The following is a 19,507-nucleotide window of genomic DNA, read 5'->3' as shown; positions in this document are numbered from 1 at the left end:
GACGGGCAGGAGACCCGCCCGCCCTCATAGCGGACAGCACAAAGCTGAAACGCATGACAGGCTGGGAACCGGGGCACGATGACCTGAAGCATATCATAAAAACAGCCTGGGAATGGGAAAAGAAACTCCCGTGAATCTGCTCCAAAAGATCAGATCCGGAAGGGCCAATATCGGTATTATCGGTCTTGGTTATGTAGGACTTCCTCTTGCCATCGAGTTCTGCAAGGCAGGATTCCCGGTCACCGGTTTTGATGTTGATCCCAAAAAGGTCGCGTCGCTCAAAAAGGGAAAGTCGTACATAAAACATATCGACATCTCACCGATAGCCCATAGCTCATCGTTCATAGCTCGTAGTACTAAATTAAAATCTCAGGAAAACAATGTTGCTTCACGCACGAGGAAGTCGCTCTCGGTTCTCCGCTCTCCGCTCTCAGCTCATTTCACCGCATCTACAGATTTCAGCCTCTTAAAAAACATGGACTGCATCCTCATCTGCGTGCCGACACCGCTTACCAGGAACCGTGAGCCCGACATGACCTATGTCTTCAACACAACACAGACAGTTGCCCGGTATCTCACAAAAGGACAGCTCATCATCCTCGAATCAACGACATACCCCGGAACGACTGACGGGGATATGAGGGCGATCCTCGAAGAGAAGGGGCTTAAGGCCGGGAAAGACTTCCACCTCGTGTTCTCGCCTGAACGGGAGGACCCGAACAACAGGGACTTTACCCTCAAGACAACGCCGAAGATCGTCGGAGGATACACGAAGCAATGCCTCGCCTGCGCGCAGGCGCTCTATGACACGATCGTCAGCACAACGGTCCCCGTCTCTTCCACGCGAGTGGCCGAATCGGCAAAGCTCCTTGAGAACATCTACCGGGCGGTCAACATTGCACTTGTTAACGAGCTGAAGGTCGCCCTTGATACCATGGACATCGATATCTGGGAGGTCATCGAGGCGGCGAAGACGAAGCCTTTCGGATTTCAGCCATTCTATCCCGGCCCCGGGCTGGGAGGCCACTGCATCCCCATAGATCCATTCTACCTCACGTGGAAGGCGCGGGAATACGATGTGGCGACGCGCTTCATCGAGCTTGCCGGCGAGATCAATACCACCATGCCCGACTATGTCGTCTCCAGGGTGCTCAAGGCGCTCAACGACTCCGGCAAACCGATAAAGAGAGCGAAGATACTCATACTCGGTCTTGCCTACAAGGCAAATATCGATGACGACCGGGAATCGCCCTCCTACCGCCTTATGGAGAAACTCGAGAGACTGGGCGCACAGGTTGCCTACAACGACCCCCATATCCCTGTCATCGGGAAGACCCGCAGGTTCCCGCAATTCGCCGGGCGCAGGTCGGTCCCTGTACAGGGCGGCTACGACCTGATCCTTATCGCCACCGCACATGATGAATACACAACCATCGACTTCAGGTCTTTTGACATTCCGGTGGTCGATACGCGGCATATCGTGCGGAAGAAGTTCAAACTCCTGTACCGGGCGTGACAGACAGCAGAGGGCATGGAGCAAAGAGCAGAGGACGAAGGATGGAGGCGAGACGCAGCCGCACAACAATGTGGATGCCCATGTTTCAATTATACAGGGGTTTGACAGGTAGATGGAAAACCATTACAATGAAGAAGAGCGAGAGTGGCGGAAATGGCAGACGCACTGGACTTAGGACTCTCCAAAGACAATTTTTAACGAAATAGCTTCTGGCTTGGATTCCAGTAAGAATAAAGACAAAATAAACATTCCGTCCTTTCCGATATTTTCTATCCGTTCAGGTGTTTTTGGAAGACTTCTGCTACAATTTTATTACACTGTAAAAGACTTTTTGAAAACGAGCATTGACAGATTTTACTTGTGCTTTAAGGGTACAGATGGGTATCATTGGTATATGCAGGGAGAAGCGGATAAGGTAAAGGGCAGAGCCAAAGAACAAGCCTTTTTGAATTACATAGGATGAGGGCTGAAGCATGGCAAAGCGAGACCCCGAGAAGACCGCTCGCAATAACGTTATAGATGAACTTTCAGACGAACTTTTGGCCTTGTTGCCTGATGTACTAGCTGAAACGGGAATTTCTTCGGTTCACTCCTTGCACGGTATCTACGGCGGCAAGTTCGCGAAGTATATCGACATAGCGAACGAAGTGATCCTCTCCCCTGACCACTTTATTGCGTTATACTTGGAGGGCTTTGTCCGAGAGGCAGAAGCCGGTTTTCCGGGCAGCAGTGATGCGCGGAATCTCGAATTGCTTCGCAATTCTCGGCGGCTTCAAGAGTATCTCTTCATTTTTCTCAAAAGGACTTATTTGAGGAACCTGGAAGCACTGTCCAAAAAACGTCCCAAGGTTGAGGAGGCCGCTATATGGATTGGACAGAATAATGCCGATTACGGGTTACTCATAACACCCCGCTTTAACCGTCGATTACACCAATGGGAAAATGACAAAAGTGAAATCAGACATTTCACCCCACTTTATTGGTCGATCGGCCACGTGTTGGAGAGTGGACTAGTTATCCCGGGACGTAATGAACGTATTTGGTTTCAAACTCCTGAGGAATATCTGAATTTTTTTCAAAACGTTATTGTCAGAAATAGTGGGTCCAAGAATGAATACAAACTTGCAACCATTTATAAGGACTGGGCACTCTCGACACGAGAGCCGACCCGCGTTCCGTTACTCATACCCGAGTTGCGTTATGAGGGCCTACTTGCTTCACATAAGTATCGATTGGATTTCACAATTATTGATCCATATGAACTTACGAAGATTGGTTTCGAAATGTCTCCTTGGTCCACCCACGGCTACCTTTCGAAGATAAAAGGTCTTACGCAAATGGAAATCAATAGAATGGCCCGGGACAACTTTGAACGTGAAATGAGGAAGCACAAGGAATTCTTCAGGAAGCACGGTGTTTTTGTCCTTATTTATACTGATTCGGACTTAAAAAATCTACCTCAGATCTTTTCCGATATGAGACGTTACTTAGAGCCGAAAAGCCGCCCAGTACAGCTACGGTTTCAAATCGTCAGTGACATCTTAGGAGGGCAATATCGATAGCCGAACGACTTTGATCATGCCTAATACAAGGCGTGGCCTAGAGACCGGAAATGCAATCGAGATGTGGAGGTAGTACTTATGGGACTAGATTTTAGGCAGACGTGGCTATGGCGCCATTCATTCATGAATCCCCGTTCGGATGCCACGACTGAGGAACAAAAATATTTTCAAGATCAATATCTGTCGATGCGCGACAAGGTAGCTCAACTTGTTTCACGTATTGCCGCTGATATGCCTGGAATGACGGTTCACGACCTCACACATCTTGATGCTTTGTGGGATACCGCTTCCTTGATTGCAGAGGGAGCCGTCAACGTGAATCCGGCTGAGGCATTTGTCTTTGGGGCGAGCATCTTGCTACATGATTCAGGGATGAGCTTAGCGGCATACCCTGGCGGAATAAGCGAAGTAAGAAAAACCATCGCGTGGAAGGATTCAGTTGCGCGCTATGCACTTTCTTGCAGTGAAAACGAAGTTGGTAGTTTCGATGTCGAGAACGTTCCGGAACCGATCATAAAAATTGTGCTTCCTGAAGTGTTGCGTCGATTACACGCTCAACAGGCGGAAGTCCTAGCCGAGCAAAAATGGAAGGCCGCAAACGGCGAAGATTTGTTTTTGATTGATGATGCAGATGTACGCTTCTTCTACGGAGCCACGATCGGGCAGATCGCTCACAGCCACTGGTGGCCCGTCCAGCGTCTTGAAGAGTTAGCGCAGGACCTAGGGGGGCTTGCGCCGCATACTCGAAACACAATCGATCGAGTCAAACTAGCATGTCTGCTACGTGTGGCAGACGCATTGCATCTGGATCAACGTCGAGCGCCACGATTTCTCAGGGCAATTACGAACCCCGCAAAGCATTCAGCGTTGCATTGGTCATTCCAAGAAAGGCTTGCTCGACCGCATGTGGAACTTGACTCTGTGGTTTTTACGACTGGCCAACCATTTGGGCGATCGGAGGCGGAAGCTTGGTGGCTTGCCTACGATACACTCAGTGCAGTGGATCAGGAACTGCGTGACGTTGACCTTCTGTTGCAAAGTTGCGGGCGGGAGTTGCTCAAGGCACGGCGAGTAAAGGGAATTGGTTCGCCTGAGGCTTTGGCGAAAACAGTTCAGACTAGAGACTGGCGCCCCGTAGACGCAAGACTACGAGCTTCAGACATAGCTATAATTGTCGAGAATCTAGGTGGTTCCAAACTCTATGGAGATGATCCCACCATTGCCTTACGTGAACTAATCCAAAATGCGGCCGATGCGGTTCAGGCACGAAGGAGGTTTGAGCGTAGACCGGACACTTGGGGTCAGATAAAGGTTTCCCTTGACATGCGTGAAGATGGTCATTGGCTAGTCGTCGAAGATACAGGCATTGGCATGTCGGAACAGGTCCTAACGGGGCCCCTTATCGATTTTGGAGTATCATTTTGGCGCTCCCCCCTTGCAATGGAAGAATTTCCGGGCTTAATTGCCTCGGGAATGAAAGCAATTGGTCGATTTGGAATCGGATTTTTTTCAGTTTTCATGCTGGGACAAGTGGTCCGCGTGACATCTCGTCGTTGCGACAAAGGATATGAGACAGCGCGATCTCTGGAGTTTCGCGATGGGACAAGTAGTCGGCCGATTTTATGGCCGGCACCGCAAACAGAAATACCAGTCGATGGTGGAACAAAAGTCGAGATACGACTATCAAAGGACCCACGTGGAGCGGGTGGACTCCTATCGACCGGCGGACATTCCAAAAGCGCTCTGCGTCTGGCACGTTTGGTCGCTGCTGTGGCACCGAATCTTGATGTCGCAATATCGACAAGCGAGGGAGGAACACTCGAGACCGTTATTCAGCCTAAAGATTGGCTTATAATCCCAGATGCGGCACTTCTGTGTCGTCTTAATCCGGCGCTTAAAATGGAGGAGGGTGGACAAGCAGTACGCGCGATGATGAGGCCCATCCCAGGTAGATCGAAGGAGTTGTACGGTCGTGCTTTCATAAGACCTGAGCGATGGTTTTATGAAAGTAATGGTGGGTGGGTAACAATCTCAGGTCTCCGCTCACAGAGGCTTGCTAATGTTCAGGGCGTCCTTATGGGTGAAGCCGTGACCGCAGCGCGCGACGTAGCTAGACCTCTCGTGACCAAGGATGCACTCGCCGAATGGGCGACTGAGCAGGCGCATTTGATTGCAGAAGGAATAGCCGATGAGGAGCAGCAGGCGCGCTCAGCAGAAGTCATACTTGAATGCGGTGGTGACATTGGGAATCTCGCCATCGTTAAATGGCATGGCGAATGGTTTAATAGTGACAAATTCCTTGCTCGCCTCCAGGGCGTTGATGAACTACTAATTAGTTTCGATGGCGACTTTTTTTATGATGAGGATCAAGACGAAGTCCACCCACGTGAATTTAAACAGAACTTTGTGTTGAATGATAACGTGGCAATTGTATTAAAACACGATGGAACAATCATACGATCTAGGACCATGCCATGGCCGCGATCGCTGACAGGATTGACTCTTACAAGCGAATCGAACATCGCTGCCAGAATACGAGAAATCATTATGCGCGCTTGGGGCGATGATTTCGAACGCGACATCGATACCAGAGTAGTTGGTAGCGTTGATGTGACGGATATTGAGAGAAGCATCTTTGTGTTCAAAAGGTCTTTACCTGGGGACTAGGATGCTTGATATTCAGGAGAGGCCCTGCGTGCACTCAGATTAGGAGGAATATATAACATATGAGCCGAAATCGTGAGTTTCTCCGGCAGCTTAGTTCGGCACGAGCTCGATTTTACCCTGCCGATTTTCATGTTCATGGCCCAGCGTCAGCAGACTTGCGAAATGCATCTCGTTTTAGTCAGCTGTCTAGGGAAGTCCAAAACATTCTCAACTCGATCCCCGCTAATATTACCAAAAACCCGGCGGATTATGAGGCAAAGGTGATATCCCGTTATCCTCCGTCCGAATTCTACAAATCGCTCCTGGCCCGACGTGACGCCATTCTGTCTGAGATGGACACTGAAGATGGAGGCAATTGGGCGATAGTAGCTCTCACGGATCACAACGTATGCAAATACTCATGCGAACTTGCCTCACAAGCTTGGGATAAGCTTAAGGAGCATTGCCTTATTGTTATGCCTGGCATTGAACTCACTGTAAACTATCCTGTCCCGCCAAATAGTTTAGCAAGTGCCCATCTCTTGTGCATTTTCTCTGCTAAGACAAGCGATTCTGATATCCGGATGGCCGTCACCTATGCGGCCGAGGACAACTGGGAATTTGGCCAATCCCTAACACTGAAATGTCTTCCGACATTTGTTCAGAAAATAAGACATCATAAAGACTATCCGGCCATTTGCATTGCGGCGCACATTGGGTCTAGCAGCGGCGTGCAGAGTGAAACAAGAAATGCGATATTGTCCCGTCTTGATGCAGCCATCAGCAGGACTAGAGGGGAACTTAGTAGTGGCGATACCCCTGATGTAGATGGCCTTCATGAACGATTGGCTCAATTAGAAGGTGAGCGCGACTCTGAGGAAATTGCCTTAGAGGCCCTAGACCTCGTAGGACGCTGTGGATTTGATGCCCTACAAGTGAAAGGCAGAACAGACGAGATTCACTACAGGCTGCTCCATCGTTTCAAAGGAGAAATGGGACGGGCCGTTCCAATCGTTTGCTCGGATGCGCACCGCCAAGAAGACGTTTTTGCAACCGAAAGCGGGATACCTCACCTGAAATTATCTTCACTATCAAGCGGGATGGATTCCAAGCAGGTGTTTAATGCGATAGCAAGGGCTTTACGCCTTGGCGAGACCCGTTTCAGCTTTGTGCCCCCCTCTGCCCCTTTCTATTGGATTAGTGGAATAGAAATATATCGAGACGCTCCACAGGCCGCCCAGTTTTGGCCTTTTGGAGTTGATGCCGATTCAAAGTCAAAACCATTTGTTCTTCCATTGTCGCGCAACTTGAATTGCTTCATAGGGGGGCGTGGCTCAGGCAAAAGTGCTGCGCTCGAAGCCATAGCATTTCTTTGTAAGGAATCAGATTTCAATGGTTTCAGCGATAAGAACAAACAGGAGATGGAAGAGCACTATGAATACTATAGCCGAGCGCAGGCAACACTATCAGGGTGCAATCTAAAGGCATGCTGGCAATACGTCGATCGTGAACAAGCAAAGAGCCTTCCTAAGAATGCTTTGTTCGCCTCGCGGTACTTTGATCCCACCCATCATCATCCAGCAGTAACCTACTTCTCTGCTGAGGATTCTGAGCTTGTACCTGAGCAGATACCGGAACACCACATCCAGTACTACAGGCTTGGTGAGATAGAAAAGCAGGCAGGCCCTAGCCAGCTTAGAGTTCTTTTCGACCAAATATGCGGTAAACAAATTGGGGTGCACGAAGCTCTTATTTCTAGGTTGCTTGTAAGGCTAAGGGAACAACGCGCTGAGATGGTAGGCGTTAGCAAAAAGATTGCGGAATTGACGCAAATCGGTTCGTCTCTCCGTCAATACGCATTACGCAAACGTTTGTATGATGAAGTAAATACGACCGAGGTCAGAGAGGCTTATGAACAAGTGGATCAAGTCACGGCAACCGAGAGCCACGTAGACAATGCAACTAAAGAATGGGCCACTATACACGGTGGCATATCTCTTGATGGTTTTGCTAAAGACGTGACGGATTTTTTTGACAATGCGAACAAGACATCTGTGGATGGTCAAGGTCTGCCAAAACCCTTCCACGAAAAACTTGCCGCACTGAGTTCTGCCAAACCTTCGGATTCTCAAGGTGCCCCGACTTTATGCAAACGTGTTTCTGATGCTATCGCGTCGCTTAGTACAAAACTCAACTCGGTCGGAGAGGCACTTACAGATGCGAAAACTGACATTGTCGATCATGTTAAAACCGCTCGTGATGCCCTGGCGGGGAGGGGTCTGCCCACTGGGAGCAAGGACCGAGAGGCAAAGAAAGCTGCATTTGAGGAGGCCCAACAAGCTCTTGAGTCTTATCGGGGACTTCTTATAGAGTGGGATACTATGAATAACAAACGTAAAAAACTGGTGGAATTACTTCAGAATGAATGCCAGAGCAAAACGGCACTGCGCCAGCAGACGGCGACTAAGATAACTGATCAGCTCAGACGTGATCTTGACCCATCCGTACTAATAATTCAAGCTGACGCCCAAGGTCAGACCGATAGGAGCCGCTTTATAAATTGGCTTGAATCGCGGTTCTCATCTCAGGATTTCAAACACCGAAGAAATCGCGTTATGGCTTTGGTATCGCAAGGCCTGACCCCGGCGAAACTGCGAGATCTTTTTCTTAATGAAGGAGGACAGACGGTAGACCTGCTACAGGTAGAGGCCGACACGGCTGAGTCGGGTGCTATCAGCAGCACAGTTGCACAGAGCCTCTTCGAGAGATGTGTTGGGCGATGCAAAGTTGAGCCTGAAGACCACAAAAACAACTCTGACCAAAAATTCTGGGAATCCCTTCCTATCGAGATAAGAGATGGTCTTTTCACCTTCCCTGCTGCCGAAAAGAACCCAGACGCGCTGAAAATTGATGACATACTTCAACTTGATGAGATCACATTTGATGATGAGCCAGTCATTATGCTTAACGACAGGCCGAAAGACGATAGAAGTAAGCCTCGCCGAATAGAGGAAGTATCGCGAGGACAGCGTTGCAGTGCTATTTTACCAATTCTGCTACTCACAGGCACGTCTCCGCTCCTTATCGACCAACCCGAAGACAACATGGATAATCGTCTGATTCGCCAAGTCATTACTAATATCTTGTCAAGTATAAAACTTCGGCGTCAAGTGATCTTCGCGACACATAACCCGAACCTCCCGGTTCTAGGTGACGTAGAACAGGCGGTAATTTTGCAGGGCGTCGGTGAAAAAGAGTGTGAAATTAGAGCTGTGGGAGATCTTGATAAAAGGGATGTGGTTCATCATCTGACTGAGGTAATGGAAGGGGGTAGGGAGGCATTCCAATACAGACAAACGATCTATCAAGTCCATTGGCCAGGCGTTATTTCGACGACCCAAAGTCTGAAGGGGACTTCCTCGGGGTGAGGAAGATTCCGAATAAGAATATTCATAGACCTTTCTAATGATTGGAAGAGATCGCAAAACGGGAGTGTCGAAGAAAAAGAAAAAAGCGGTCCTCGAAGGGTCCTCGGGGACATCCTATGCTCCTCATTTTCCGTTTTCATGAGACCACACCTCACGTTACTGTAAATGCAGGAATCAACAAAGCTGTAGTAAATATAATCTCTGGCGCTGCCTTTGTTATTTCTGGACTACCTCCCTTTCGCGAATGTCTTTGTAGATCTCTCTCGCGAGAATCGGGAAAACGGTTTTCTGGAAATCATCGTCGTCCATATATTTCGTGACGATCTGGTCATTTTCCGCCATACGTTGCATCATGAGTGATTCGATGATCTTGCGGATGCCAAGCTGAAATTTTTCCAGTGAATTGGTTTTTGCCGTCTGTATCACACGTTCATCCTGGCTGGCCTTTTCCTTAATCTGTTCAAAGAATAACCTGTCTTCTTCCTTGAAATCGGTCCCGAAGCGGTCATTGAGGGCCTGGATGATTTCGGAGAGTGGCTTTTCTTCGTCCTTGGCCCTTCCCGTTCCCACGGCAGTGGGGCTTTTCACTCCATAGGTCGCGTCGTCTTCCACCACAATGGAGCCGGACATTGCCTTTTCGATCCTGTAATATTCAAGAACCACTTCCTTTTCAGGGTGTGGATTCACCCTATCGTCACCCGCGTCCAGATGAGGGATTAAAAAGCGACCAAAGCTGTAGAGCATTTCAAGCTCTCTATCTGAATAAGGTATAATCTGGCTGATGAATGAATAAAACCTTACGTATGCCGTAATCTTCTCATAAAAACCCTCTTTTTGCTCATCATCAAGGCCCCTGTAACGGTCTACTGCGGGCTGAATATATTTCTGCATCCGTGCGTGGTCTGAAGGATTTTGCTTATATAAGGGAAGATAAAATATCTGAGCGAATGCCTCCACTTCCGACCAGTAATATACCTGGAAGCCATCCAATTCATGCTTGAGGACTTCGAGATGGCCTGGATCGGAAGCCTCCTGGAGCGTTGTAACGTCGTAATAGGGTTTGAAGGCTTCGTAAATCCCCTCCGTTTCGTTGACAAAATCGAGAACAAAGGGGGGCTCTTTGCCTCCATACGTCCGGTTGAGCCGCGAGAGGGTCTGAACGGCCTGTACGCCGTCAAGCCGCTTATCGACGTACATAGCGCATAAAAGCGGCTGGTCGAATCCTGTCTGATATTTGTTTGCCACCAAGAGGATTTGATAATCGGACGTATCGAACTTGTCCGGCAGTTGGGATTCGGAGATGTTTTTCCCTGTCACTACGTCTATGTTCATGCCCGGTTCGGTGTATTCGATCCCGCTGTCGGGATCTTTCACGGTGCCGCTGAAAGCAACAAGGGGCCGGATGTCCTTGTAGTGGTTTTCGGCAATGTATCTTTGAAAAGACAGCATGTACCGGATGGCTTGAAGGCGCGAACCGGTTACCACCATGGCTTTGGCCATGCCGTTCAGCTTTTGTTTCACGTGCTGCCGGAAATGTTCAACGATGATCTCGGTCTTCTGCTCGATATTGTAAGGATGCAGATGGAGGAACTTTGTGAGCTTCTTCATTGCTTTCTTTTTCGGCATTTTAGGATCAGACTCAGCGGTCTGTAGCAACCTGAAGTACGTCTTATAGGTTGTATAGTTCTTTAGTACATCAAGGATGAAATCTTCTTCAATGGCCTGTCTCATGGAATAGGTATGAATGGCCTCCGGTTTGCCCGAATCGCCCTTTCTCCCAAAGAGCTCAAGCGTTTTACCTTTGGGTGTTGCCGTAAAGGCAAAAAAACTCAGGTTCTTTTGCTTTCCCCGGGACTCCATGATCCGGTTCAGACCGTCTTCCCAATCTATCTCAGTCTCTTCTGCCCCCTGGTCGGTGCCTGCGCCGAGTATCTTCTTAAGTTCCCTGGCCGTTTCCCCTGTCTGACTGGAATGGGCTTCATCAACAATTACTGCGTATGTGCGCTGAGCTATCTTCTCTTCCCATTCCTTCGCCCTGGTAATGGAAACCTCATCGGGATTATCAGGATCTTCAGCCCCGGCAATGTGCAGGAGGCCACGGAGTACGAAAGGAAATTTCTGAAGGGTAGTGATGACGATCTTGGTGCCGTCCACGAGGGCTTCGGCAAGCTGGCGTGAGCTTTCATCAATGGGTTTCACCACACCCTGAGCATGCTCGATCTGATAGATGGCGTCCTGGAGCTGCTTGTCGAGCACTTTTCTGTCGGTGATGACCACAACGCAGTCAAATATCTTCTCATCCGCCTTGGTATGCAGGCTTGACAGGCGATGCGAAAGCCAGGAGATGCTGTTGGTCTTCCCGCTTCCGGCTGAGTGTTGAATCAGGTAGTTCTGGCCGGCAGTCTCTTCGCGTACTATCCGGATGAGCTTACGGACAGCATCGAGCTGGTGATAGCGCGGAAAGATCATGGTCTCTCTGGAGACCTTCTTTCTTCCCCCCATTCCGTCGTTGACTGTTTGTTCCGATGTCTCAAGAAAGATGAAGCTGCCTGCAATGTCGATAAAGCTTTCGCGCTCCAATATATCTTCCCAGAAATAACCCGTCCTGTGTCCTGAAGGATGCTGAGGATTGCCCTTTCCGCACTGGATCTCTCCCGGGTGACTTCCCCTGTTAAAGGGCAGGAAAAAGGTCTTTTCCCTGTTCAGATGCGTGGCCATATGCACTTCGTCGGGGTCAACGGCAAAATGGACAAGAGCACCCTTTTTGAATCGGAAGAGGGGTTCTCGCGGATCCCGATTTGCCTTGTATTGATGAACTGCATTTTTCCAGTTCTGGCCTGTACCCGGGTTTTTTATCTCTAACGTTGCAACGGGTATCCCGTTCATGGAAAGAACCATGTCCACAGCGCTGTTATCCTGGGAGTGGCATGGCGCCTGCCTTGTTACCGTGAGCCTGTTCTTGCCAAAAAGCTCCAGAGTTTCCTTGTTGAGCCCATGCGCCGGCTTGAAATAACCAAGTTTAAAGGTCTTGCCATAAAACTTAAAGCCATGACGGAGAACATGGAGGGTACCTTTGGTATCCCGTTCCTTGATCAAGCCTTCAATCAGTTTTGCGGAGAGCTCTTCCCCGTGGAGTTTCTCCATTTGTGCCCAGAGTTCACCCTGAGTATCTTTTATAAAGTTGATAACCTCTTCCGCGATAAGTGCCTTGTTTTTGTCCCACAAGAGGTTTGAGCAGGGCTTCCACCCACGGTTTGCAAGGGTTTCTTCGATATAGGCTTCAAAGGCCTTCTCGGTAGTGGCTTTCATGCCGCTTCCCTCACGTCAATCTTTCCGGTAACCGCTGCTGAAATAAGGGCTGTCCTGTATTCCTTGAGTTTTTCGATAGCCTTTTCAACTTTGGCAATTAATGCATCAATTTTCTCCGTTTCTTTGTCGAGGAAATCCGCGATAGCCTGCTGTTCGGGGAGGGGAGGGAGGGCCAACTGTAAATCAGATATCTTGTTTTGATCGAAAATTGCTAAAGTTGCACTCGGCGCAACTTCTCGGATAGTAGTTTCCAACAACTTTAACTGGAATGTTATAAACTCTGTATTGATTAACGTATCTCTGAAGGTGACCCCTGTAATCTGCTGGTTGCATGACGCATTTTCTTTTATTGAACTTACTTTCCCAATAGTTGCGCCGATACAAACAAGCATGACCGTACCAGCGTTAAAAAGTCTTGCAACCCCATCTTCAACAGCACATTCGTTAATAACCTTTACCGGCTCTGACAAGAATATACCTTCCCCGAACGAACTCGGCCCAAACCAAGGAACAGTACCATCATCATAATACTTTTCTTCTGAAGTAGGCGGAGTATTTCCGGTTTGAACGCGGGTTGCAACTCTTCTTATCTTCTTCACCTCCCAATGCCCTGGTACGTCGCCGAGCCATTCCACGCTGGAGGATTTCATCTTCACCGTCGAATCAAGTCCTTTTGTGACTGCGCGGGAGATAAGGGCTATACGCTTTTCTTTGAGTAGTTCTATGAGCCACCGGTTCTTGCCGATGAGCATATCAATCTTTCCTGTCTCACGGTCGAGGAAATCGGCGATAGCTTTCTGTTCGGGGAATGGGGGAAGAGGGATATATTGTTCTTTTATATCTTCTGCATGAACATTCTGATTAACACCGCCATGGATGTTTCTTATAATTGCTTGAACAAATTGCATTGATAAAAAATTATACCTGAGAAATTCTGGATCTGCCTCCTTACTAAATCTGAACCGAATTAAATATGAGGCAAAAACTGTTTTATCTTTTATTCCCCTTATCAAGCCAAAGGTACCTGCACCACCTGTCCGAGCAAATACAAAATCATTATCTTGCAACAAAAAAGGTCTTGCATCTTCCTTGATTTCGACTGAAGGGCAATCAACAAGTGAAACGAACCCGTTACTATCCAAATCTGTAATGCGAAGAAGTTTATAACCTTCATCAACATAAGCCTCGGTTGAGTAGTAGCCCTGCTTATGTCCGAGCAAACATCTTCGAACCTTCTTCACCTTCCAATGCTCCGGCACGTCTCCCAGCCATTCCACACCTGGGGGTTTATATGCAGGATAGGGTTTTCTTTTCATTCGATTGCCGCCTGTCCTTTTGTCCAATCAAGCAGTTTCTGTTTCAGCTCTTCTTTGCTCGGCAGGTATAGCTGATATTCGGAGGCGTGGATATTTGCGTCTTCGGGAAGGGTAATCTCGACGAGGGCGTCATTTTTCTTCCGGCACAGGATGATCCCGATAGTGGGGTTTTCATCGTTACGTCTTACGAATCGATCAAAATAGTTGACATACATCTGCATCTGCCCGAGATTCTGGTGCGACAGCTTGCCGATCTTCAGATCAATGAGCACGTAGCAACGCAGCAGACGGTTATAAAAGACAAGATCTACATAATAGTGCTCTTCATCGAAGGTGAAACGCCTCTGACGTGATTCAAAAAGGAAGCCCTTGCCCAGTTCCAGCAGAAAGTGTTCAATCTTATCAATGATGGCCCTTTCCATGTCAGACTCGGAATAGCGCGTCTGCTCGTCCAGTCCAAGAAATTCCAACACATAAGGGTCCTTCACTATATCTTCAGGTTTAGCGACAACCTGCCCTTGCACGGCAAGGGCCTTGACGCCTTTCTTATCGCGACTTAGCGCCAGTCGCTCATAAAGCCCTGAATCGAACTGTCGTCTGAGTTCCGGCAACGACCAGTTGTTCCGGCCCGATTCGATCTCGTAGAAGCTCCGTTCATCGTGACCGGATATCGTCATCAAAAAGACATAATGGGACCAGCTTAGGGTAAATATGCCCCCGGCAGTTTGGTCAGAAGCCTTCCGGCTTTTTGCGTCTATCCGCAATTGGTCAGAATCCTTCTGACCAATTCGTTCTTGATAGGCGAGGTAAAACTGCCGCATCAATTTTAGGTTTGTAAGAGAAAAACCCTTCCCGAACTCTTTGGTCAGCCTTCCCGATAGTGCCTTTAACAGTTCTTTACCGTATGCTGCCCGTTCTTTGCCGGACTGTTCGTGTTTAACAATTCTTCGGCCTATCTCATAATTCATGAGAACCTGCATTGTATTAATATTTCGGACCGCAGCCTTTCTGGCAGCAAAAATTAAACCCCTGATCTCCTTCAGCAGGCCAGGCAATATTGGTTCTGTAATCAACTTTGCCGGTTTGGGTTTTCCTTTCATTTGTTTACTCCATTGCTCCCGGTCACCTCGGCCAGGAGGTTTACTATCTCTGATTCTAATCCCCGGATATCGGCCTCGATCTCTTCCAGCGCTCTCGGGGGTTCATACTGGTAGAAATGGCGGTTCAAAGGTATCTCATAGCCCACCTTGGTCTTGCTGTGATCAACCCATGCGTCAGGCACATGGGGGAGGACTTCCCGTTTGAAGTAATCATCGATGTTCTCTTTGAGGGGTACATTTTCTGTATCCCGAAGCTCAGGATCAGGTTCAGGGTTACCGTTCTTATCTGTACAGATATCGGCGGTCTCGTCGCGCTCACTTAAGGCGGCAAGGATTGTCTTTATCTCCGGGGCGGAAAGACGCATATCGAGTTTATGATCGAGACGCTTCACGGTTGCAAGAAAATCAGACCGGCTCTTGAAAAGCTGTCCGGCAGTCTCATCTTTTACTATGCGTAGGAACTTCCTGATCGCCCCCTGTCTCTTTTTACCTGCATCTATCTCCTGCTGTTGGATTGCCTTATTTTTCTTAGCGCTCTCAACAAGACCGGTAAATGCCTTTTGCTCTTCAATGCGGAGAATGCGCTCGTCGCTCACCTGGAAGTTAAGGCGCAAAGGGCGTTCGACGGTAATTTTGTTATAACCGAAGTCGGCATTGTCAAAGATTTTGCTCACGACAATAGGCTTATCTGTTTCACCGTTTTCGAGCCTTCTGATCTTTGAGAGAGGGATTGCCTGATTGTGCCGGAATTCACCGTACACCTTCGTTATCAGCTCGATCTGCGCAAACTGGCCTTCCTCTTTGCATCCGATATAGTTTCTTTTATTGCCGAGGCTTTTGCGCATCTTTTCATAGAACTCGCGGGCGTCGATGAGCTGTATCCTGCCCTTCCGCTGTTTTTCTTTCCGGTTGGTCAGTATCCATATGTAGGTGGAAATGCCGGTATTGTAGAAGAGCTGGTCCGGCATGGCAACAACAGCCTCCAGCCAGTCGTTCTCGATGATCCAGCGCCGTATCTCCGATTCTCCGCTTCCGGCGTCGCCGGTAAAAAGAGGCGAACCATTAAAGACAATACCAATGCGGCTTCCGCCCTCCCGGGGTTGGCGCATCTTGGAGATCATATGTTGAAGGAAGAGGAGCGAGCCATCGTTAATACGGGGGAGCCCGGCCCCGAAACGTCCGTCATAACCCAGATCTTCATGTTCATCGTTAATCTTTTTTGCCTGCTGTTTCCATTCCACGCCAAAGGGCGGGTTGGCAAGCATGTAATCGAACCTCTCCTTCGGGAACCCGTCCTTCTCAAAGGTACAGTCCTGTTTGATATTATCGGCTTCTTCTCCCTTGATAAGCATATCCGAACGGCAGACAGCCCAGGCATCGTCGTTCCAATCCTGCCCATACAGGTGAGGCTGTGCCGTTGAATTGAAGGAGCGAATATGGTTCTCAGATACAGAGAGCATTCCGCCTGTCCCACATGCCGGATCATAGACCTTCACCACCACATGGCTCTTACGGAGTTCCCTCATATCCTGGTCAGGGCTGAACAGAAGATTTACCATGAGTTTGATGACCTCGCGCGGTGTGAAGTGCTCTCCGGCCTCCTCGTTCGCCTGCTCTGCCCCTATCCGGATAAGCTCTTCGAAGACATAGCCCATCTGGAGGTTGTCGATCTTTGATGGCGACAGGTCTATCTCGGGGGAGGCAAACTTTTTTATAACCTCGAAAAGCAGGTTCTTTTCGTTCATTTTGTGGACCTGAATCCCGAAGTCGAAGCGTTCAAAGATATGGCGTACGTTGGGTGAGAAGCCGTTGATATAACTGTTCAAGTTTGGGGCAATTTGATTAGGATCATCGAGGAGCTTTTCGAAGGTCAGTTTCGAAAGATTATAGAAAGGGACGCCGGTGATCTCGCGGAGTCTGGCCTGAATGATGTTCTCCGACTTGCCTTTCAGGCCGTTATACACCTTGAGTACTCCTGCCTTTGTGGGGGCAAGGATGCAGTCAAAACGGCGTAGCACCGTCAGTGGGAGGATTACCTTCCGGTACTCATTGCGCTTATACGGTCCCCGGAGTAGATTGCATATGCTCCAGATGAAATTGACCATTTGGTTGTGCGTCTGTACCGTCATTCCCTATCTCCCTGATCGATGATCGATTTATCCTGTAACAATTTGAAGGAACTTTTTATCCGCCCCTTTTTATTAATAAGAACCAACGCGACAACTAATTTTGTAGTAGTGTTCACATTATATAAAAGATCACGAAAAATGTAAGTAATATTTATGATGAGCATCAAGACCTAAGACATACCTTCGCCACGAGACTTGTCCAGAACGGTGTTGACATCTACAAGGTGAAGGAACTACTCGGTCATAAGAGCATTACCATGACGATGCGCTACGCCCACCACTATCCGGAAAGTTTAAGGGATAGTGTAGAGATTATGGACGCCTTCTGCTACAATTCTGTTACAATAGGGGTTAAGGCAATTGACAGATGAACGGAAAACGTAATAAAATCAAGTATGCGAGAGTGGCGGAAATGGCAGACGCACTGGACTTAGGATCCAGCGGGTAACACCGTAGGGGTTCAACTCCCCTCTCTCGCATTACTCCTTTTTTATTCATCGAACTTGCCCGGCAGGTATTCTTCCCGGACCCTTGTTAAACTCCTGAAGATATTCTTTTTCACGTTCTTGTTATGTTTTTTGAGCTCGGCAATGATCCCCTTGATAAGGTGCCGCTTCGATGTCTTGCTGAACGGGCATTCGGAGGTAACGACCGGCAGCTCAAGGACCCCCGCGAGACGGGCAAGCTCATTCTCTTCCACGTAGGCGAGGGGACGTATGATGGCAAGCTCCCCCTCGAACATCTCCTGGTAGGGCTGCATGGTGCCTATCTCGCCCTGGAAGAGGAGGTTGAGGAGCATCGTTTCTATGATATCGTCGAGGTGATGGGCAAAGGCTATCTTCTGTGCCCCGATGTCGCGGGCGAGATTGAAAAGCCCTTTCCTCCTGTTCCAGCTGCACCAGAAGCATCCGGAGTTTTCTTCCATTCCGTTCCACCCTTCCGGAGCGGCGGCAATGACGTAGGGGATGGACTCCTTCTCGCAGTAGTCCGCCAGGATCTCTTTGTTGACCCAGGGGAAACCCATGTCAACGAGGCACGCGAGTATCTCATACCGGATAGGGACAAACCTCGTCCTTTCCTTCATGATCTTGAGAAGGCAGAGGCTGTCTTTGCCGCCGGAGACGGCGATGATGACCTTGTCGCCCTCCTTGATCATCCGGTAATCCCAGATCGCCTTACCGACCTTCTTTGTTGTAAAATACAGGGGACCGCTTATATTCATGCAAGCGATCTGGCCAGCTTTGTTGTTTTGTCTATGTAGGTCTTCTTAAGCGCCACAGGCGGGTCTGCGCAGGCCGGCACCTCAACGCTGCCGGCGTATTTGAGCCCAAGAAGGTCAAAGGTCTTTTTAAACATATCGAGGGCGGGCTGACAGGTGTCCTTTTCGTCGCTTGCAAAGGTCATGAGGGTTACCGCCTTCTTCCCTTTGATGCGCGAATTATATTCCTCGTCCATGAAGGCAATAGACCTGTCCATGACAAGCTTCAACTGGCCCGACGGCCCGAACCAGTATATGGGCGTTGCATATACTATCAGGTCGGATTCGGCAATAAACTTGCGTATGTCCTTCATGTCGTCGTTGATCCTGCATATCCCTTCTTTCAGACAGGCATAACAGCCCTGACATGGCCGAAGGTTCATGTCATTAAGATAGAGCATCTTCATGCTGTGACCTTTGTCTTTCAATATTTTAGAAAACGCGTTGACGAGCTGTACGGTGTTGCCTTTTTTTCGTGGACTCCCGAAAAGAACCAGTACCTTCATGCCGCAACCTCCTTTATTGGTGAATTGCCTTATTATACGGACATTTCCCCGGAAGGGTCAAGAAATGACTTTTTTCCTTAAAATCATGGAAATAGTTGTTTATACGTTGCAAAGGCAGGGGCACAGTAGTTATAATTATATATTAACCGTTCCTTGACGCGATACCCTGGATACGGTACAACCTGATAGTTGCTTAAGGGGGTGATATGAATACTGTTCTTTTGGTAGTATTGACTCTCGCAATTATTGTTGTAGGAGGTTATGCAGTCTATCTGATCATTGATCTGAGAATGACGATAAAGTCGTTGAAGGCGTTCATGGTCACGACCGAGGAAACTCTTAAGCCGACCCTTGAAGAGCTGCAATTAACCCTCAGGAGCACGCGCAAGATCACTGATAACGTGGGCATAGTAACCGACGACATCAAGAACCTGACCGGATCGGTAAGAGAGATTGGTGATAACGTGAGACTGATAAGCACGAACGTTAGTAAGCTGGCTTCTATCTCTGCCACAGAAGCGCCGGCATTGAAGGCCGGGATCAAAGCCGGGATCGAGTATCTTGTAAAAAACCTTTTTGCCAGAGGCAAACACATTCAATAAAAGAAGGAGGTAACACATGGGACAACAGGATAGCGGATACAGTGCCGGGTCTATTCTTCTTACATTCTTCCTCGGTGCAATTGTCGGTGCCGGCGTTGCACTGCTCGTTGCACCAAAAACAGGTGAGGAGACACG

At 48.7% G+C, this 19,507-nt stretch carries 11 protein-coding genes and 1 tRNA gene; 6 read left to right on the top strand and 6 right to left on the bottom strand.

What is annotated here, in order from left to right:
* Window positions 1–112: 112 nt before the first annotated feature.
* The 4 genes from PHU49_05220 to PHU49_05205 all read left to right on the top strand — a co-directional run bounded on the left by PHU49_05220 (window position 113) and on the right by PHU49_05205 (window position 9,152).
* The gene (locus PHU49_05220) at window positions 113–1,516 is read left to right on the top strand and encodes a nucleotide sugar dehydrogenase (GenBank protein MDD5243398.1); all 1,404 of its coding nucleotides are present in this window, start codon (window positions 113–115) and stop codon (window positions 1,514–1,516) included.
* A 473-nt stretch (window positions 1,517–1,989) separates the two neighbouring features.
* Window positions 1,990–3,078, top strand: coding sequence for a hypothetical protein (locus tag PHU49_05215; protein MDD5243397.1), 1,089 nt, complete (start codon window positions 1,990–1,992; stop codon window positions 3,076–3,078).
* 78 nt (window positions 3,079–3,156) lie between these two features.
* Complete coding sequence (locus PHU49_05210) at window positions 3,157–5,745, top strand: ATP-binding protein (protein MDD5243396.1); 2,589 nt, start codon at window positions 3,157–3,159, stop codon at window positions 5,743–5,745.
* A gap of 59 nt (window positions 5,746–5,804) precedes the next feature.
* Window positions 5,805–9,152 carry an AAA family ATPase gene (locus PHU49_05205; GenBank protein MDD5243395.1) on the top strand — a complete coding sequence of 1,116 codons (3,348 nt, stop codon included), beginning with the start codon at window positions 5,805–5,807 and terminating at the stop codon, window positions 9,150–9,152.
* A gap of 216 nt (window positions 9,153–9,368) precedes the next feature.
* Here the strand turns inward: PHU49_05205 and PHU49_05200 are convergent, their stop codons facing one another.
* The 4 genes from PHU49_05200 to PHU49_05185 are packed head-to-tail and all read right to left on the bottom strand — an operon-like array spanning window position 9,369 to window position 17,006.
* The gene (locus PHU49_05200) at window positions 9,369–12,461 is read right to left on the bottom strand and encodes a type I restriction endonuclease (GenBank protein MDD5243394.1); all 3,093 of its coding nucleotides are present in this window, start codon (window positions 12,459–12,461) and stop codon (window positions 9,369–9,371) included.
* Window positions 12,458–13,777 carry a restriction endonuclease subunit S gene (locus tag PHU49_05195; protein ID MDD5243393.1) on the bottom strand — a complete coding sequence of 440 codons (1,320 nt, stop codon included), beginning with the start codon at window positions 13,775–13,777 and terminating at the stop codon, window positions 12,458–12,460. Before PHU49_05195 ends, PHU49_05200 begins: the two co-directional genes overlap by 4 nt.
* The gene (locus PHU49_05190; protein ID MDD5243392.1) at window positions 13,774–14,877 is read right to left on the bottom strand and encodes a PDDEXK nuclease domain-containing protein; all 1,104 of its coding nucleotides are present in this window, start codon (window positions 14,875–14,877) and stop codon (window positions 13,774–13,776) included. Before PHU49_05190 ends, PHU49_05195 begins: the two co-directional genes overlap by 4 nt.
* The gene (locus tag PHU49_05185) at window positions 14,874–17,006 is read right to left on the bottom strand and encodes a class I SAM-dependent DNA methyltransferase (protein ID MDD5243391.1); all 2,133 of its coding nucleotides are present in this window, start codon (window positions 17,004–17,006) and stop codon (window positions 14,874–14,876) included. Before PHU49_05185 ends, PHU49_05190 begins: the two co-directional genes overlap by 4 nt.
* 397 nt (window positions 17,007–17,403) lie before the next feature.
* Here PHU49_05185 and PHU49_05180 point away from each other — a divergent pair.
* A tRNA-Leu gene (locus tag PHU49_05180) sits at window positions 17,404–17,485 on the top strand.
* An 11-nt stretch (window positions 17,486–17,496) separates the two neighbouring features.
* On the opposite strand, the gene PHU49_05175 is transcribed toward PHU49_05180, so the two are convergent.
* Entirely contained in the window at window positions 17,497–18,228 is a 732-nt protein-coding gene (locus tag PHU49_05175) for an ATP-binding protein (GenBank protein ID MDD5243390.1), read from the bottom strand.
* Window positions 18,225–18,770 carry a flavodoxin family protein gene (locus tag PHU49_05170; GenBank protein MDD5243389.1) on the bottom strand — a complete coding sequence of 182 codons (546 nt, stop codon included), beginning with the start codon at window positions 18,768–18,770 and terminating at the stop codon, window positions 18,225–18,227. The genes PHU49_05175 and PHU49_05170 overlap by 4 nt, the downstream gene beginning before the upstream one ends.
* Before the next feature lie 206 nt (window positions 18,771–18,976).
* On the opposite strand from PHU49_05170, the gene PHU49_05165 reads away from it, so the two are divergent.
* Window positions 18,977–19,372, top strand: coding sequence for a DUF948 domain-containing protein (locus PHU49_05165; protein ID MDD5243388.1), 396 nt, complete (start codon window positions 18,977–18,979; stop codon window positions 19,370–19,372).
* Window positions 19,373–19,507: the final 135 nt, after the last annotated feature.

Source organism: Syntrophorhabdaceae bacterium, from assembly GCA_028713955.1.
In the GTDB taxonomy this organism is placed as follows: domain Bacteria; phylum Desulfobacterota; class Syntrophorhabdia; order Syntrophorhabdales; family Syntrophorhabdaceae; genus UBA5609.
Note: the sequence above shows the minus strand (reverse complement) of the source record. Positions and strands in the feature narration are given on the sequence as shown.

Bases quoted from the DNA above. Each gene is read 5' to 3' on its own strand.
- PHU49_05170 (MDD5243389.1), bottom strand. From the start codon at position 18,770: ATGAAGGTACTGGTTCTTTTCGGGAGTCCACGAAAAAAAGGCAACACC.
- PHU49_05215 (MDD5243397.1), top strand. From the start codon at position 1,990: ATGGCAAAGCGAGACCCCGAGAAGACCGCTCGCAATAACGTTATAGAT.
- PHU49_05220 (MDD5243398.1), top strand. From the start codon at position 113: ATGGGAAAAGAAACTCCCGTGAATCTGCTCCAAAAGATCAGATCCGGA.
- PHU49_05195 (MDD5243393.1), bottom strand. From the start codon at position 13,777: ATGAAAAGAAAACCCTATCCTGCATATAAACCCCCAGGTGTGGAATGG.
- PHU49_05205 (MDD5243395.1), top strand. From the start codon at position 5,805: ATGAGCCGAAATCGTGAGTTTCTCCGGCAGCTTAGTTCGGCACGAGCT.
- PHU49_05200 (MDD5243394.1), bottom strand. From the start codon at position 12,461: ATGAAAGCCACTACCGAGAAGGCCTTTGAAGCCTATATCGAAGAAACC.
- PHU49_05175 (MDD5243390.1), bottom strand. From the start codon at position 18,228: ATGAATATAAGCGGTCCCCTGTATTTTACAACAAAGAAGGTCGGTAAG.
- PHU49_05165 (MDD5243388.1), top strand. From the start codon at position 18,977: ATGAATACTGTTCTTTTGGTAGTATTGACTCTCGCAATTATTGTTGTA.
- PHU49_05190 (MDD5243392.1), bottom strand. From the start codon at position 14,877: ATGAAAGGAAAACCCAAACCGGCAAAGTTGATTACAGAACCAATATTG.
- PHU49_05210 (MDD5243396.1), top strand. From the start codon at position 3,157: ATGGGACTAGATTTTAGGCAGACGTGGCTATGGCGCCATTCATTCATG.
- PHU49_05185 (MDD5243391.1), bottom strand. From the start codon at position 17,006: ATGACGGTACAGACGCACAACCAAATGGTCAATTTCATCTGGAGCATA.